Source organism: Enterobacter cloacae complex sp. BZL2005 (assembly GCF_049238885.1).
Taxonomy (GTDB): Bacteria; Pseudomonadota; Gammaproteobacteria; order Enterobacterales; family Enterobacteriaceae; genus Enterobacter; species Enterobacter roggenkampii.
This window is the reverse complement of sequence record NZ_JBMKGI010000012.1, coordinates 32,669-49,549: the sequence shown is the minus strand read 5'-3', so window position 1 is coordinate 49,549 and position 16,881 is coordinate 32,669. Positions and strand designations below refer to the sequence as shown.

Genomic DNA, 16,881 nt, shown 5'->3' with positions numbered 1-16,881 from the left:
GCATATGCCTCTCTACTGCTCAGCAATGGGCAAGATCTTTATGGCGTGTGGCCATCAGGAACAGATCTAACCTTTGACGCGGAACACCATCACTGAACTGAGCGCCATGTATGATGAGCTGGTGTTTGATATCCACGGCCGCGTTCCGTATGCGATCTCAAAAGAGCTGGGTTTTAACGTACGCGAGGCGTAACAGATGAACCGATTTATCATGGCGGATGCGGGAAAATGCATCGGATGCCGCACCTGTGAAGTGGCCTGTGCGGTCGCGCATCAGGATGACTTCACCGCAGAGGCTTTTACCTCTAGCCTGCGGGTGGTGAAGGGGGACGCCTACACTACGGCGGTGGGTTGCCATCAGTGCGAGGACGCCCCATGTGCCAATGTCTGCCCAACCCATGCCATCAGCCTTACGGCAGGCGCCTGGCTTGTTGAGCAGACGCGCTGTATTGGCTGTAAAAGCTGCATGGTCGCCTGTCCGTTTGGGGCGATGCAGGTACGGCTGGTGGGAAGCAGGGCACAAGCGCTGAAATGTGATTTATGTGTGCAGCGCGAAGGCGGACCGGCCTGCGTGGAGGCCTGTCCAACCCACGCGCTGCGCTGCGTTGATCCTGCCAGTATTCGGGCTGAAAGGCTTACTGCATTTTATTGAAATTCCAAGTAAACGTCAGACTGTAGCGCCAGTCTCTGTTGCGACTGTCTGTCGGAACATCCCCGACGGGTCTTGCCGCCTCAACCGTGATGCTATAGTGGCGGGTATCGCCTACCATCACGCCGGCCGCCACTGACCCGAGCCGCTGATGAGGCAAGCCGGAGGTGTTAAACCAGGTTTGCGCGGTATCGGCCAGCATGTAGGGCTGGATTGTGGCAAGCCATGTGCTCTCTTTTCGCATCTGGATATAGCGCAGTTCTACCTGCCCGCCATAGCCGTAATCACCGCTTGCTTCACTGTCCTGGTATCCACGGCCAAACCGCTGGGCACCGAAGCTAACGCGTTCGGGCTCTGGCAACGTGTTGTTTGACCAGTCCCCCTCCCAGGACGTTGATAGCCGCCACTTATCGGCAAACAGCCAGGCTGCGTCCAGATAGCTTTTCGTGAGCGTAAAATTAATATCGGGCCTGGGAGCCGAGACGATATCGGCTCCCATCGCATCCATACCCTGACGCACGTTGAGTCGGCCGCTGAGGCTGGCGGTTGTGAACTGATGTGCACCGTTGATGCCCACTTCCAGCGCGGGATAACGCGCGTGCTGGTTGACGGAGTCCAGGCTATAGGTTTTGCCCAGCAGTCTTGCCTGCAGGGCATAATCATCCTGGCGGTCGGTGTAATCAAAACCGCTGGTCAGATTAATTTGTGATTTTTGCTTCAGCAGCAGGGGGTAGCCAAACGTCACGCCGCCGTTGTATTGCGTTGTTTTTTGCTTCGAATCGACGCTGATATTATTCGGCAAAGAGAGCAGGGGCGAAAAATCTCGCGGATCTTCACGGTAATAGCTGCCTTTTAGCTGCATGGTCAGCCCTTCATCGTTTAAAAACTGCTGCCAGTTGAGCCCGACATAATTTTTTCGCGTGTTGCTATCTAACGGTACAAGCGTGGCCACGCCAAGCTGATCGCCATAGCTTGTCATGTTGCTGAGCGTGCCGTTCAGCATCATTAAATCTTGCCCTTTACGGGTATCGATGGTGGAAGCGATATTCCAGCTCCGCTCCTGATTACCGGTGATTTGCATCGCCGCCGCGCCATAGATATTGGTTGGCAGCTGCGCGTTAGCCGTAACCGGAACGTTCGGGGTGCGCGTCATCAGCTGGCTGTAGCGATCGAACGTATCCTGAGACAGCGGTTTTTCCGCCATGATTTTTTCAGACAAACGTTTAAGACGTTCGGCGATGTGCGGGTTATTACTGGTGATGTCGCTATGAGCGACATAGCCTTCAACCAGAACAATTTTAATATTGCCCTGCTGGAAATTATTATCGGGCAGCCAGGCATAAGAGAGTGGAAAACCGTCGGCCTTATAGCGTTCCGTAATATCATTTACCAGCCCCGTAAGCGTTTTTAGCGGCACGGTTTTTCCAGCGTAAGGCCTGAAGGGCTGAAGTAATTCCTTCAAGGGATAACGCGTGCCGCCAATAAACTGAATGTGATGAATGGTAATAGGCGTTTCAGGCGTCAGCGTTGACTTCGGTTTTTCTATTTTGACGTTCGGCTGCGGCGCGGCCTCAGTCTGTTCGGGGGCAACGTTACGAGAAACTTGCGCCGGGTTATCGGGGTTAATAATAGAGGGCAGAGTATCGGCGCGGGCCATGCTCAGCACAACCAGCCCCGTCAGCGAAAAAAGGAAGTGGTGTTTCATCGCGCTATCCCTGTTCGTCATCCCCGGTTGGGGTAAATGTCGCTGAATAAAGCGCCCCTGAACCAGGGGCGCAGACAGGCAGTAAAAGGATTACTGTTTTGGCGTCAGTAGGCTCGAGGTTAACGTGTTGAGCCCGTTAATCGGGTTTGTCGTAGATGTGTTTTGGGTTGTGCCTGCATTGGCCGTTACACCCGCAGTCAGCGTATTGAGGGTGGTATTGACCGTTGTGCTCAGGCTATTGTTTGTGGCTGTCACATTGGCATCGGCCGTCAGAGATCCTGTGCCGCTGCCTCCGGTGGTTGATGTGGGTTTCACTAGCGTACCGCTATCCGTGACCGTCTGGCCGACATTTTGAACGACCTGACCGACACCGCTAAGCCCGCTATTGCTGCTGCTAATGTCGGTCCCCACGCCGCTGACGGTGCCACCCACCTGGGTCAGCAGACCGTTAACCGGTGTGCCGAGACCCGTTGTGGTGCCTACGGTTTGCGTCACGCCTTGTACTCCGCCCAGCGTCTTGTTAGCCAGGGTCGTGGTATCGGTTGTTACCTGAGTGACAGCAGGGCTGCTTACCGTGTTGGTGAGACCCGTGCCGGTGTTACTGACCAGTTGCCCGGTGCTGTTGACCACGCTGCCCGTCAGGCCGGTTACGCCGCTGACCGGGGTTCCGGAAGTGGAACTCGCCAGGCCCGTGCCTACCGTTGAAACGGTATTGCCGAGGGAGGTGACCGACGTGGTCACGCCTTTAACCGTGGTACCCACACCGTTCGGGTTGTTTGGATCGCCAACGCCAGTCGTGACGCCTGTCCCCACGGTGGACACGGCACTGCCAACACCGCTGACGGTGGTTGAGACGGTTGACGTGACGGGATTATTTGTCGGAAGCTGGCTTCCGAGGCTATCCACAGTGGATCCGACGCTGGTCACGGTTTTACCGGCATCACCCAGTATCGTATTTACGCCTGCGGTAGTGGTTCCTCCACTGCCTCCTGAGCCTGAGCCTGAGCCTGAGCCTGAACCTGATCCCGACCCTGAACCAGAACCCGTTCCGCCGCCAGCGCCTGTCCCGGTACCTGAACCCGTTCCGGTGCCCGATCCGTTGCTGCCCGAACCGCCATTGCTCGCGGTTGTGCCACTTCCATCATCTGAGCCGCTGCTGCTTCCCGTCGCAGGGTTATTTTTGGCCGTTGAGTGAGATCCGCCACCGCTTCCACTACAGGCAGAAAGAGAGAACGCGAGCAGTACCGCAACAGCAATAGCGCTGATGCGACTAACATTATTAGGTAGCATATGAATACTCCACGCAAAAGAACGCCGAGCGGCGTATTAGTGAGTATATGCAGTATTTTTAAATATGCATGAAAGCGACTCAGGGAGGTATTTTGCTGCGTTGAAGGGGGTTATTTAAAATAACAATAAGTTAGCATATTTAATTTTTGCTTAATTATTGAGAGGGTAGTTAGCGAGCCTAAATTAAAGGAATATTCCTAAGAAAACTCAATGGGAATGATAAATGGAGTGCTACAGGATATATCCTTAATATAAGATTCAGATCACGGAAAAATAAGGCTCTTCATTTGAAGAGCCTTATTTTTTAACAATTGCCTTCTTGCCAGGCTTTTTCGATCTCTTCGGCGAGAATTTTAACACCCGCTTCGATTTTTTCCGGGTCGGGGACGTAGTTCATGCGCATGCACTGATGGGTATGCGGCCATGGCTTATCCAGACCCGGGAAGAAATAATCGCCCGGCACCATCAGTACGCCGCGCTTTTTCAGGCGCTGGTAAAGCAGCTCGGTGGTGATGGGTAAATCCTTAAACCACAGCCACAGGAAAATCGCCCCTTCCGGTTTGTGGATAAGGCAGCGTTCTTCCGGCAAATAGCGACGAAGTGTCGCGATCGTCTCCTGAACGCGCTGGTAGTAGAACGGCTTGATCACGTCATTCGACAGACGCAGCAGGTCCTTGCGTTTGATCATCTCGCACATCATCGCCGGGCCAATGCCGCCCGGTGAAAGGCTGATAATGCCGTTCATATTGGTGATGGCGGTGATGATTTTCTCATTGGCAATGATGATGCCGCAGCGGCTGCCCGGCAGACCCAGCTTAGAGAGGCTCATGCACAGGACAATGTTCGGGTTCCACAGCGGACGTGCTTCGCTGAAGATGATGCCCGGGAACGGCACGCCGTAGGCGTTATCGATCACCAGCGGAATACCGTGCTGATTGGCCAGCGCATCCAGCTTCATCAGTTCGTCATCGGTGATCACGTTGCCCGTTGGGTTAGTCGGGCGCGATACGCAGATCATGCCCGTCTCTTCGCCAATATGCAGGTGTTCAAAATCGACGTGATATTTGAACTGGCCTTCCGGCAGCAGCTCGATGTTCGGGCGCGCAGAGACGAACAGATCCTCTTCCAGGCCGGAATCGGCATAGCCGATATACTCCGGCGCCAGCGGAAACAGCACTTTTTTGGTGGTGCCGTCCGCGCGACGTCCTGCGAACAGGTTAAACAAGTAGAAAAACGCGCTCTGGCTGCCGTTTGTCAGTGCAATATTCTGTGGTTCGATATCCCAGCCCAGCTCGTCACGCAGCATTTCGGCGAGGAGTGCCAGCAGCTCGGTTTTCCCCTGCGGGCCGTCGTAATTGCAAAGCGCATCGGTTGCTTTGCCGCTTTCCAGCATCTGAGCGAGCAGGGTCTGGAAATAGGTATTCATCTCCGGGATTTGAGCCGGGTTTCCGCCGCCGAGCATGATTGCGCCCGGTGTGCGCAGCCCGTCGTTGAGGTCCTCCATCAGGCGAGTAATGCCTGAATGGCGGGTAAATTTGTCGCCGAAAAGTGAAAACGTCATAGCAGGTGATCTGTCGAGCTTATTTTGAAAGTGGGTAACCATAACGCTAGCACCGTGTTGGTGCAAATCGGGTGGTGTGGTCGGATTTGTGGTTTTATAGGGCGGGAGTGGATTTGTGTAGTGAATAGTTCTGGAGCTTCTCCCCTCTCCCCATGGGGAGAGGGTTAGGGTGAGGGGTATGATCTACTGATTCCCCGCCCAGACGACCATCACCTTATCGTCATCATGTTCACGTACGAATCCATACCCCTCTTTCAGCGACAGCGTGGTTTGCTTGCCTTCACCAATCGCCGGGTGGCGGGCGCGGAACTGACCCAGCGTTTGCCAGTGGGCGACGGTTAAGGCCTGCTTGCCCGTGACGTCCTGCCAGTTCATATCCGAGCGGGTGCCCTGCAGCGGGTCGGAGCCTGTCGGCCCGAACGGACGCTCGGACTCATCCCCGTAATAGATTTGCACGCTGCCCGGTGCCAGCAGGAGCAGCTCCGCCGCGCGCTGGCCCCCTTCGCGGAACAGACGCGTATCGTGTGATGAGAGGTAGCTCAGCACATTGAAGCTTTGCAGCTTCTCCGCCATCTGCTGCCAGGTGAGATCCATATCGGCCAGGCAATTTACCGCTTTCGCCGCCTGCTCCTGATAATCAAAGTTGATCATCGCGTCGAAGCCGTGGCGGTAATAATCGCTCTGCATCACTCCGTGACCCCAGGATTCGCCGGTCATCCAGAACGGTGCGTTGTCGAGCTTTTTGTCCGGGTGAGCGCCTTTCCAGGCGGCCAGCGCCTGGCTTGCCTGGTCTTTCAGCTGCTGCCAGGCCGCGAGCTCAACGTGCTTCGCGGTATCCACGCGGAAACCGTCGATGCCGTAGTCACGTACCCACTGGCTGAGCCAGTGGGTCAGGTAATCGCGCGGGGTATAGCCCGGAATAGCTTTCGCGTGGGTATCGGGTTTGTGTTGATAGAAATTGGGTAGCCCGGAAGGGGCGGTGGATTCCGTTTTCAGGTCGGGCAGAAACGCCAGCGACATCGTTAAATCGTCGAAGCCGGGGTTGTCGTAATCACCGATGTCGGTGCGGATCCATTTCTTGCCCCACCATTTTTCCCATGCGGCTTTGTCGCTGAAGTTGATGTAGTCGTTGAAGCTATGCCAGGTCTGGCCTGCGCCAGGCTTCCAGTTCGTCCAGTGCTCTCCCAGCGTCTTTTTCAGCTCATCACCCTGCAGGTACAGGGCGCCAAACTGATACGCCTGCATGTCCGCAAGCGTCGCGTAGCCCGTATGGTTCATGACGATATCAAACAGGATGCGAATGCCGCGCTTATGCGCTTCATCAACAAGCTGACGCAGGTCATCCCCGGTGCCCATGTTGTCGTCGAGCGTTGTCCAGTCCTGGGTGTAGTAGCCGTGGTAGGCATAATGCGGGAAATCACCTTTGGTGCCGCCGCCAACCCAGCCGTGGATCTGCTCAAGCGGGGAGCTTATCCAGAGCGCATTCACCCCCAGCTGCTGCAGGTAATCGAGCTTGCTGGTCAGTCCCTTGAGATCCCCGCCGTGGAACGTACCAATCTCCTGCATGCCGTCTTTGTGGCGGCCGTAGCTGTTGTCGTTGCTCGGGTCACCATTCACATAGCGGTCAGTCAGTACAAAATAGACGGTGGCGTTTTGCCAGCTAAACGGCGCAGGCTTGTCGGTTTCGGCGCGCTCAAGCAGCAGCAGGCCGTTACTGTTGGCGGCTGGCTGCAGGGTGATTTTTCCACCTTGTACGGTCACCGTCTGTTTACTGTAGAAATCGCGCACGACGGAGCCTTCCGGGAAGGTATGGCTGACGTCCAGCGTCAGCGGCTTACCGTCCCACTTCGGACACTGGCGGATAACGTTGGCCACCGGCTGTTCTGTCGCGCTCTGAACCGCCAGCAGCAGCGTGGGCGTGCCGGAGCGTGTATCGATTCGCATCTGGTATTCACCGTCGCGGAAAAGGCGCCACTGCGGTGGTGTGCCGTCACAGGGCTTGAGCGACAGCATCTCATTGAGTTTTATCGCGCCTGTGGGCTGCCAGCACGTCTTGTCAAAACTGAGCGTAAGAGGACGCGTACCCTTCGCAAGCTTTGCCTGGCTGGTGAAAATCCCGGTGCCTTCGGCGCGAAATGCGCCAAACCCCGGCGATGACCAGTCGGCATGTGCCAGTGCGGGTAACATCAGAAAGGCTATTGCGGTGCGTTTCATTCCAGGTTCCTGTCGCGGCATTTTTGACCAGTTTGCCAGCAGGCGGGCGGGAAAAACTCATCCCCTGTCGCTTTCTGCCAGGAGGATGCGTGAGGATGAGTGATCTTGCGCAAAATTAGGCAGTTATCTGCGATAACGCACACATTTTTCCAGAAATGATGTTTTTATGAGCAAGTTTCAGGTGACATAGTTTCGGAATTGGACTATTTCTATACGTGCTCTTGAAGTCTATTTTTGATATGATTTGAGATTCCGCTCTCAAATTTGTGAAAAAAATAAGGTGTTGGGATGATTACATCCGACCAGGAGACCTAATGATATCGACTCCCATTCGACGATATGGGGCTGCGATACTCATGTTACTCACCACGGCATTTTCGGGTGGGGTGCTTGCGAAGACGCACACGGATACAACGAGTAAGAAAGCCCACGTAATAAAGACGACAAGTAGTAAGGTTAGCAGTAAACAAGAGTATTCTCGCAATAGTGCAAAGAGTAGTTCACTTCCTGATTTGCGAAAATACCCTTCCGGAACACCAAGGAAAAAAGCGTTTCTCCGGACGGTAATGCCTTACATCACGAGTCAAAATGCCGCGATTACTGCGGATCGTAACTGGCTGATTTCCAAACAGTACGATAGCCGCTGGTCGCCATCTGAGCGCGCGCGTCTGAAAGATATCACGAAGCGCTACAAGCTGAGCTGGAACGGGAACACGCGTCGTGTGCCGTGGAATGCTCTCCTTGAGCGTGTGGATATCATCCCGGGCAGCATGGTTGCGACCATGGCTGCAGCCGAAAGCGGCTGGGGAACGTCTAAGCTTGCGCGTAACAACAACAACCTTTTCGGCATGAAATGCGTGAAAGGTCGTTGTACGAATGCGCCTGGCAAGGTGAAAGGCTATTCGCAGTTTGAATCCGTGAAGGATTCCGTGAACGCCTATGTGGTGAATCTGAACACGCACCCGGCCTACTCATCGTTCCGTAAATCACGCGCTCAGCTGCGTAAAGCGGACCAGGAAGTGACGGCCAGTACGATGATCCACAAGCTGAAAGGGTATTCAACGAAGGGACAGAGCTATAACAACTATCTGTTCGCCATGTACCAGGATAACCAGCGCTTAATCGCCGCTCATATGTAATCTCAAAAAACGCCTTCCACTGGAAGGCGTTTTCTTTTCTATATCAGCACCTCGCTGTGGCGATCCCGATACTCTTTCGGCGTGGTGTCATACTCTTTGCGGAACACCGAGTAGAAATATTGCAGCGACGGGTAACCGCACATCTGCGAAATTTCGTTGATCGACAGCGACGTGGAAACGAGCAGGCTGCGTGCTTTCTCCAGCTTTTCAGCATGGATGACGGCATGAATGGTTTCGCCCACCTCTTCTTTAAAACGCTTCTCCAGATTCGAACGCGAAATGCCTACCGAATCCAGCACCTGATCGACCTTAATCCCTTTGCAGGCGTGGTTGCGAATATAGTGCATGGCCTGAATGACGGCCGGGTCGCTTAAGGAGCGATAATCGGTCGAGCGACGTTCCACGACGCGAACCGGTGGCACCAGCAGGCGCTGAAGCGGCAGAGATTCTTTATCCAGCAGACGGTGCAGCAGCTTCGCCGCCTGATAGCCCATCTGACGCGTGCCCTGAGCCACGGAAGAGAGCGCCACGCGGGACAGATAGCGGGTAAGCTCTTCGTTATCAATGCCAATCACGCACAGCTTTTCGGGCACCGGAATATGTAAGTGTTCGCAGACCTGCAGCACGTGGCGGGCGCGGGCGTCCGTTACGGCAATAATCCCGGTTTGCGGCGGCAGCGTTTGCAGCCAGTCAGCGAGACGGTTTTGCGCGTGCTGCCAGTTTTCCGGGGCGGTTTCCAGCCCCTGATAGACCACGCCGCGATACTTCTCCTGCGCGACCAGCTGGCAAAATGCGTGTTCACGCTCTACGGCCCAGCGCTTGCCGCTGGTGGCGGGTAAACCATAAAACGCGAAGCGATGGACGCCTTTCTCTTTTAAATGGAGAAACGCGGCCTCGACCAGGGCATGGTTGTCGGTGGCAATATAGTGAACCGGCGGATAGTGTTCGGGCGAATGGTAGGAGCCGCCGACGCCCACGATCGGCACGTCGACGTCGATAAGCAGCTGCTCAATGACGGGGTCGTCATAGTCGGCAATAACGCCATCGCCCAGCCAGTCTTTAATGTTCTCCAGACGGGTGCGGAAATCTTCTTCAATAAAAATATCCCATTCGGATTGCGACGCCTGCAAATATTCACCCACGCCTTCTACCACCTGACGGTCATAGGCTTTGTTGGCATTGAATAACAACGTAATGCGGTGACGCTTTTCAAACATGGCTCACTTCCCAATTAAGTCACAATACCGTTATCAGGCCCGTCGCTTGGTGGCCGAGTCCATCCAGACTGCCAGTAAAAGAATGGCTCCCTTGACGATATACTGCCAAAACGTCGGGACGTCCATCATACTCATCCCGTTATCCAACGACGCCATGATAAATGCCCCCATCACCGCGCCCGCGACGCTGCCGATACCCCCTGCGAGGCTGGTGCCACCGATGACGCAGGCGGCGATAGCATCCAGCTCGGCGATGTTGCCCGCGGAGGGTGAACCCGCCCCCAGACGTGAGCTAAGAATCAGCCCGGCGATGGCGACCATCAGGCCGTTAATGGCGAAGACCGCGAGTTTGGTGCGTTCGACGTTAATCCCCGACAAACGGGCAGCCTCAAGGTTGCCGCCGATGGCATAAATACGGCGGCCAAACGCGGTGCGCGTCGCCATAAACATGCCGCCCAGCAGCAAAAGCGCCAGCAGCAGCACCGGCGTCGGGACACCGCGATAGTCATTCAGAAGCCAGATGGCACCCAGCACAATGACCGCCGTCAGCGCCTGACGTCCCACCACCGAGGTTGATGCTGGCGACGCCAGCCCCAGAGCCTGACGGCGCATGCGTCCACGCCACTGCCACGCGACAAACGCCAGCAGCCCCGCCACGCCGATGGTAAAGCCCACGCCATCCGGGAGATAGCTTTGACCAATCTGCGACATGGCCGCGCTGGTCGGGGAGACGGTGGTACCGTTGGTGATGCCGATTAAGATCCCGCGGAAGGCCAGCATCCCCGCCAGGGTGACAATGAACGACGGCACTTTACGGTAGGCTACCCACCAGCCGTTCCAGGCCCCCAGAACCAGACCCAGCACCAGCGTGACCGCCACGGTCAGCGGCAGCGGCCAGCCGAGCCAGACGTCAAAAATGGCCGCCACGCCACCGAGGAGCCCCATCATCGAGCCGACCGACAGATCGATTTCCGCGGAGATAATCACGAACACCATGCCCACGGCCAGGATGCCTGTGATAGCGGTCTGGCGGAGCAGGTTAGAGACGTTACGCGCGCTCAGGTACGAGCCATCCGTCATCCAGGTAAAGAAGAGCATGATGACGATAATGGCCGCGATCATCACGAACACCTGCAGGTTCAGCGCTTTTAGTCCTGCGAACGCACCGGGCGTCGGAACGGCGACTTTGATATCAGACGGATTGCTTTTCGACATGACGTTCGCTCCTTAAAGCGGCTTCCATCACCTGCTCCTGCGTCAGGTTCTGGTTAATCAGGTTGGCTTTCAGTTTTCCCTCGTGCATGACCAGCACACGGTCGCTCAGGCCGAGCACTTCGGGTAACTCAGACGAAATAACAATGACGGCAATCCCTTGCTGTACAAGCTGATTAATCAGTTTGTAGATTTCATATTTGGCGCCGATATCAATCCCGCGCGTGGGCTCATCGAGGATTAATATGCGCGGGTTGAGAAGCAGGCAGCGCGCCAGAATCGCCTTCTGCTGGTTGCCGCCGCTCAGGCGGCCAATGGCCAGTTCCGGTGAGGAGGTTTTGACCTTCAGACGGGCAAGCGACTGGAGGATGCACTGCTGCTCGGCGGCATCGTCCAGGCTGCTCAGCGCGCCGGAGAAGCGATCGAGTGCCGCAAGCGTAATGTTTTTCCCCACGGCCATGACCGGCACGATGCCGTCCTTTTTGCGGTCTTCCGGCACCATAGCAATGCCGTGGGCAATCGCCTGCTGGCAGTTGTCGATTTTCACCGGCTGGCCGTCGATATAAATCGTGCCCTCCCAGCGCCCCGGCCATACGCCAAACAGACACTGTACGGCCTCCGTGCGCCCGGCGCCGACTAACCCGGCAATACCGAGAATTTCGCCGCTGTGCAGAGAAAACGAGACGTTATTGACGCGCTTGATGTGGCGGTTAACGGGGTGCCACGCGGTCAGATTTTCCACGCGCAACACTTCATCACCTTTGGTGTGAGGCTCATTCGGGTAGAGCGCCGTCAGCTCGCGCCCCACCATCATGGTGATGATGTCATCTTCGCTCATGCCCGCGGCTTCACGCGTGCCGATGTGTTGCCCATCGCGGATCACGCAGATGGTGTCCGAAATGGCTTTGACCTCGTTAAGCTTGTGCGAAATGTAGATACAGGCGATGCCGTGGTTTTGCAGATCGCGGATGATATTGAGCAGAACCGCGGTTTCCTGTTCGGTGAGCGAGGCCGTTGGCTCATCGAGGATCAGCAGCCTGACCTGCTTATTGAGCGCTTTAGCGATTTCAACCAGCTGCTGTTGCCCCAGGCCCAGGTCGCCCACGCGGGTATCCGGTGAAATGTGGAGGCTCACCTGCGCCAGCAGCTTTTCACAGCGGAGCGTCATGGTGTCGTAATCCAGCACGCCGTGGCGGGAGATTTCGGCTCCGAGGAAAATGTTCTCCAGCACGGTGAGATGTTTCACCAGCGCCAGTTCCTGGTGGATGATGGCGATACCTTTGCGTTCGGTATCGCGAATATGAGTTGCCTGGATCACTTCGCCGGCAAAGACGATTTCGCCTTCGTAGCTACCGTGCGGGTAGATCCCACACAGCACTTTCATCAGCGTTGACTTGCCTGAACCGTTCTCGCCACACAGCGAAACCACTTCGCCGGGATTCAACCGGAGACTGACGTTGTCGACGGCTTTCACCGTGCCGAAGCGCTTGGTGATGCTTTTCATTTCAAGTAAATAAGGCATAACTGCTCCACATAACCCGAGGAAAGAACAGTGCAACGTGATGCGCCCCCGCAGAGCAGGGGCCGCGCCGGATTACAGTTCGCTCTTCTTGTGGAAACCGTCCTTAATGACGGTGGCGTCAATGTTCTCTTTATTGACTTCAATAGGGGTGAGCAGGCGAGCCGGAACGTCTTTCAGCCCGTTATTCAGCGTGGCGTCTGCTTTTGGTTGCTTACCGTTGCCCAGTTCCACGGCGATTTCCGCCGCCGTATTGGCCAACTCGGTAATCGGTTTGTAGACCGTCATGGTTTGGGTGCCGGCGATAATACGTTTTACGCCAGCCAGATCGGCATCTTGCCCTGAAATGGCGACTTTACCCGCCAGCCCCTGGGCGCTCAGGGCCTGAATCGCACCGCCTGCGGTGGCATCGTTGGAGGCCACAACCGCGTCAATTTTGTTGTTGTTGGCCGTCAGCGCGTTTTCCATAATCTTCAGGGCGTTTTCGGGTAACCATCCGTCGGCCCACTGATCGCCAACCACTTTTATTTTCCCGTTGTCGATGTACGGCTTAAGGACCTTCATTTGCCCTTCGCGGAACAGCTTGGCGTTGTTATCTACCGGCGAGCCGCCCATCAGGAAATAATTGCCCTGAGGCACTTTGTCGATCAGGCTTTGTGCCTGTAATTCGCCGACTTTTTCATTGTCGAACGAAATATAATAATCAATGTCCGCATTATTAATCATGCGGTCATAGGCCAGCACTTTTATGCCTTCTTGTTTGGCTTCTTTCACTACGTTACTTAATACCTGGCCGTTATAGGGGATAATGACCAGCACATCGACGCCGCGGTTAATCATATTCTCGATCTGCGACATTTGTGTTTCTTCGTTGCCGTTAGCCGACTGGACAAACACGTTTGCGCCGAGTGATTCCGCTTTTTTCACAAAAATATCGCGATCTTTTTGCCAGCGCTCCAGACGCAGGTCGTCAATCGCCATGCCAATTTTGACCTCCTTGGCATGCCCTGCAAAGCTTGCAAGGAGGAGCGTAGTGCAGAGCGTTAGGGTCAGGTTCTTTATCTTCATAATTATTAGGCCTTTTTGTAGGGGTATGTGTTGCTGAGATAAAAGAAACATTCACTGCTGGGACGCAGCAAATTTTTAACGCGGAAAGGCAGGCTGGCAATTACAGATTTTTATCTTCTCATTATGATATTTGGTTTATTTCTGAATTTATGACCGCGATCGGATTTTAAAATACGTAACGTCTTAATTACATTTGATTCTGGAATCCGCGCCGAAAAATAGTTCGTCTGCGCATTATTTTGCGAGCCAGCGCACAGTTGTGCATTCTCTCAATAGCAGTGTGAAATAACGTAATTGAGCAACCCAAAATGTCTATTCACTATTACTCCTGTATCAACGACTCGCCGCATACCCTGATTATGGAGCTCAATATGCAAGCTTATTTCGACCAACTCGATCGTGTTCGTTACGAAGGCCCGAAAACGACCAATCCTTTAGCATTTCGTCACTACAACCCGGATGAGCTGGTGCTGGGTAAGCGCATGGAAGATCATCTGCGCTTTGCCGCCTGTTACTGGCATACCTTCTGCTGGAACGGCGCCGATATGTTCGGCGTGGGCTCCTTTGACCGCCCGTGGCAGCAGCCGGGTGAGGCCATCGAGCTGGCAAAGCGCAAAGCCGATGTGGCGTTTGAGTTCTTCCACAAGCTGAACGTGCCGTACTACTGCTTCCATGACGTCGACGTGTCGCCGGAAGGCGCATCGCTGAAAGAGTATCTGAACAACTTTGCGCAGATGGTGGATGTGCTGGCGGCAAAACAGCAGCAAAGCGGCGTGAAGCTGCTGTGGGGCACGGCAAACTGCTTCACTAACCCACGCTACGGCGCAGGTGCGGCAACCAACCCGGATCCGGAAGTGTTTAGCTGGGCGGCCACGCAGGTGGTGACGGCAATGAATGCCACGCATCAGCTGGGCGGTGAAAACTATGTTCTGTGGGGAGGCCGTGAAGGCTATGAAACCCTGCTCAACACCGACCTGCGTCAGGAGCGCGAGCAGATTGGCCGCTTTATGCAGATGGTTGTCGACCACAAGCACAAAATCGGCTTCCGCGGCACGCTGTTGATTGAGCCGAAGCCGCATGAGCCGACGAAGCACCAGTATGACTACGACGTGGCGACGGTGTATGGCTTCCTGAAGCAGTTCGGTCTGGAAAAAGAGATTAAAGTGAACATTGAGGCCAACCACGCCACGCTGGCGGGCCACTCTTTCCACCACGAGATCGCGTCGGCGATTGCGCTGGGCATCTTCGGCTCGGTCGATGCGAACCGCGGCGACCCGCAGCTGGGCTGGGATACCGACCAGTTCCCGAACAGCGTGGAAGAGAATGCGCTGGTGATGTACGAAATCATCAAAGCGGGCGGCTTCACTACCGGCGGCCTGAACTTTGACGCCAAGGTGCGTCGCCAGAGCACCGACAAATACGATCTGTTCTACGGCCACATTGGCGCGATGGACACCATGGCGCTGGCGCTGAAGGTGGCGGCACGTATGATTGAAGACGGCGAGCTCGATAAACGCGTGGCGAAGCGCTACAGCGGCTGGAACAGTGAGCTGGGCCAGCAAATTTTGAAAGGTCAGTTATCGCTTGCGGAGATCGCGAAGTACGCTGAACACCATCAGCTGGCGCCGCAGCACCAGAGCGGGCACCAGGAGCTGCTGGAAAATCTGGTCAACCACTACCTGTTCGATAAATAACGGCATCCAGCTTGTAGGCCCGGTAAGCGCAGCGCCACCGGGCATTTTCACTTAAGGAATCCACTATATGTATATCGGGATCGATCTGGGCACATCGGGTGTGAAAGCCATCCTGTTAAGCGAGCAGGGCGAGGTGTTAGCAACGCAGACTGAAAAGCTGCAGGTTTCACGTCCGCATCCGCTGTGGTCGGAACAGGACCCGGAGCAGTGGTGGCAGGCAACGGATCGTGCAATCAAGGCGTTAGGTGAACAGCATTCTCTGCGTGACGTGAAAGCGCTGGGGATTGCCGGGCAAATGCACGGTGCAACCTTGCTGGATAGCGAGCATCGCGTGTTGCGTCCTGCGATCCTCTGGAACGATGGCCGCTGTGCAGAAGAGTGTGCGCTTCTTGAGGGACGCGTACCCACTTCCCGCGCGATTACCGGCAACCTGATGATGCCCGGCTTTACCGCGCCTAAGCTTCTGTGGGTGCAGCGACACGAGCCGGAGATTTTCCGGCAGGTGGCGAAAGTCCTGCTGCCGAAAGACTATCTGCGTTTTCGCATGACGGGCGATTTCGCCTCCGACATGTCCGATGCCGCCGGCACGATGTGGCTCGACGTGGCGAAACGCGACTGGAGCGAGGCGATGCTGGATGCCTGCTATTTGACCCGTGAACACATGCCCGCCCTGTTCGAAGGTAGCGAGGTAACAGGCACACTGCTGCCAGACGTTGCGGAACGCTGGAATATGCCTGCCGTGCCGGTGGTTGCCGGGGGCGGTGACAATGCCGCAGGGGCCGTGGGCGTCGGCATGGTTGAGGCAGGTCAGGCGATGCTGTCGCTGGGAACCTCTGGCGTCTATTTTGCCGTCAGCGACGGCTATCGCAGCAATCCCGAAAGCGCGGTGCACAGTTTTTGTCATGCGCTGCCAGGAAAATGGCATTTGATGTCGGTGATGCTGAGTGCAGCGTCGTGCCTGGACTGGGCGGCGAAGCTGACCGGGATGGCCGATGTTCCTGCGTTGATTGCCGCAGCACAGCAGGCGGATGAAAATGCCGGTACCGTCTGGTTTTTACCGTATCTGTCCGGCGAGCGTACGCCACACAACAATCCGGAAGCGAAAGGGGTGTTCTTTGGCTTAACACATCAGCATGGTCCGGCAGAACTGGCGCGTGCGGTTCTCGAAGGCGTCGGATATGCGCTGGCTGACGGAATGGACGTGGTTCACGACTGCGGCCTGAAACCCGCAAGCGTCACCCTGATTGGCGGCGGTGCGCGAAGCCCTTACTGGCGACAAATGCTGTCGGACATCAGCGGCTTGCAGCTGGATTTCCGCACCGGTGGCGATGTTGGCCCCGCGCTCGGCGCCGCGCGTCTGGCGCAGATTGCTATGAACCCGGAAAAACCGCTTTCACAACTGCTGCCGCAGCTTACGCTTGAACAGGCACATTTGCCTGACGCGGCGCGCCATGCGCGGTACGCGGAAAGGCGCGACGTGTTCCGCAAAATCTACCAGCAGCTGCTGCCGCTGATGACGTAAATTCGCTTGTCCGGGAGAGGCACGAGGATGTCCTTTTTTGGTCTGTGCGTGCCTTCCTTTCCTTGCCAGTATGGTGTCACACCCACTGGCG

At 55.8% G+C, this 16,881-nt stretch carries 13 protein-coding genes and 1 pseudogene; 5 read left to right on the top strand and 9 right to left on the bottom strand.

The window, feature by feature from the left end; genetic code table 11:
- Position 1: 1 nt before the first annotated feature.
- Together ACOTXI_RS18165 and ACOTXI_RS18160 are read left to right on the top strand one after the other, a co-directional pair.
- A pseudogene (locus ACOTXI_RS18165) lies at positions 2-193 on the top strand (IclR family transcriptional regulator domain-containing protein); the annotation flags it as partial.
- A 3-nt stretch (positions 194-196) separates the two neighbouring features.
- A complete protein-coding gene (locus ACOTXI_RS18160) occupies positions 197-652 on the top strand; it encodes a 4Fe-4S dicluster domain-containing protein (protein ID WP_008502737.1) in 456 nt (151 codons plus the stop codon).
- On the opposite strand, the gene ACOTXI_RS18155 is transcribed toward ACOTXI_RS18160, so the two are convergent.
- The 5 genes from ACOTXI_RS18155 to ACOTXI_RS18135 form a co-directional block, all read right to left on the bottom strand.
- The gene (locus ACOTXI_RS18155) at positions 636-2,354 is read right to left on the bottom strand and encodes a ShlB/FhaC/HecB family hemolysin secretion/activation protein (RefSeq protein WP_058653906.1); all 1,719 of its coding nucleotides are present in this window, start codon (positions 2,352-2,354) and stop codon (positions 636-638) included. The two genes, ACOTXI_RS18160 and ACOTXI_RS18155, sit on opposite strands and share 17 nt — an antisense overlap.
- Positions 2,355-2,444: 90 nt before the next feature.
- Positions 2,445-3,281 (bottom strand): collagen-like triple helix repeat-containing protein, encoded by an 837-nt coding sequence (locus ACOTXI_RS18150; protein ID WP_102000883.1) that lies wholly within the window; start codon positions 3,279-3,281, stop codon positions 2,445-2,447.
- Between the two features lie 29 nt (positions 3,282-3,310).
- Positions 3,311-3,631, bottom strand: coding sequence for a hypothetical protein (locus ACOTXI_RS18145; RefSeq protein ID WP_050009966.1), 321 nt, complete (start codon positions 3,629-3,631; stop codon positions 3,311-3,313).
- 317 nt (positions 3,632-3,948) lie between these two features.
- Complete coding sequence (avtA, locus tag ACOTXI_RS18140; RefSeq protein ID WP_008502740.1) at positions 3,949-5,205, bottom strand: valine--pyruvate transaminase; 1,257 nt, start codon at positions 5,203-5,205, stop codon at positions 3,949-3,951.
- A 183-nt stretch (positions 5,206-5,388) separates the two neighbouring features.
- A complete protein-coding gene (locus tag ACOTXI_RS18135) occupies positions 5,389-7,419 on the bottom strand; it encodes an alpha-amylase (protein WP_008502741.1) in 2,031 nt (676 codons plus the stop codon).
- 314 nt (positions 7,420-7,733) lie between these two features.
- Here ACOTXI_RS18135 and ACOTXI_RS18130 point away from each other — a divergent pair, with 314 nt between their 5' ends.
- Complete coding sequence (locus tag ACOTXI_RS18130; protein WP_021242459.1) at positions 7,734-8,558, top strand: protein bax; 825 nt, start codon at positions 7,734-7,736, stop codon at positions 8,556-8,558.
- Between the two features lie 38 nt (positions 8,559-8,596).
- On the opposite strand, the gene xylR is transcribed toward ACOTXI_RS18130, so the two are convergent.
- From xylR to xylF, 4 genes are all read right to left on the bottom strand, one after another.
- The gene (xylR, locus tag ACOTXI_RS18125; protein WP_008502743.1) at positions 8,597-9,775 is read right to left on the bottom strand and encodes a D-xylose utilization transcriptional activator XylR; all 1,179 of its coding nucleotides are present in this window, start codon (positions 9,773-9,775) and stop codon (positions 8,597-8,599) included.
- Positions 9,776-9,808: 33 nt separating this feature from the next.
- Positions 9,809-10,990, bottom strand: a complete 1,182-nt coding sequence (gene xylH / locus ACOTXI_RS18120) for a xylose ABC transporter permease XylH (RefSeq protein WP_008502744.1) — start codon at positions 10,988-10,990, stop codon at positions 9,809-9,811.
- The gene (locus ACOTXI_RS18115; RefSeq protein WP_008502745.1) at positions 10,968-12,509 is read right to left on the bottom strand and encodes a xylose ABC transporter ATP-binding protein; all 1,542 of its coding nucleotides are present in this window, start codon (positions 12,507-12,509) and stop codon (positions 10,968-10,970) included. Before ACOTXI_RS18115 ends, xylH begins: the two co-directional genes overlap by 23 nt.
- A gap of 72 nt (positions 12,510-12,581) precedes the next feature.
- The gene (gene xylF / locus ACOTXI_RS18110; RefSeq protein WP_008502746.1) at positions 12,582-13,574 is read right to left on the bottom strand and encodes a D-xylose ABC transporter substrate-binding protein; all 993 of its coding nucleotides are present in this window, start codon (positions 13,572-13,574) and stop codon (positions 12,582-12,584) included.
- Positions 13,575-13,945: 371 nt separating this feature from the next.
- Here xylF and xylA point away from each other — a divergent pair, with 371 nt between their 5' ends.
- Positions 13,946-15,268, top strand: a complete 1,323-nt coding sequence (xylA, locus tag ACOTXI_RS18105) for a xylose isomerase (RefSeq protein WP_087855330.1) — start codon at positions 13,946-13,948, stop codon at positions 15,266-15,268.
- Between the two features lie 67 nt (positions 15,269-15,335).
- Positions 15,336-16,790, top strand: coding sequence for a xylulokinase (xylB, locus tag ACOTXI_RS18100; protein ID WP_008502748.1), 1,455 nt, complete (start codon positions 15,336-15,338; stop codon positions 16,788-16,790).
- Positions 16,791-16,881 lie beyond the last annotated feature (91 nt).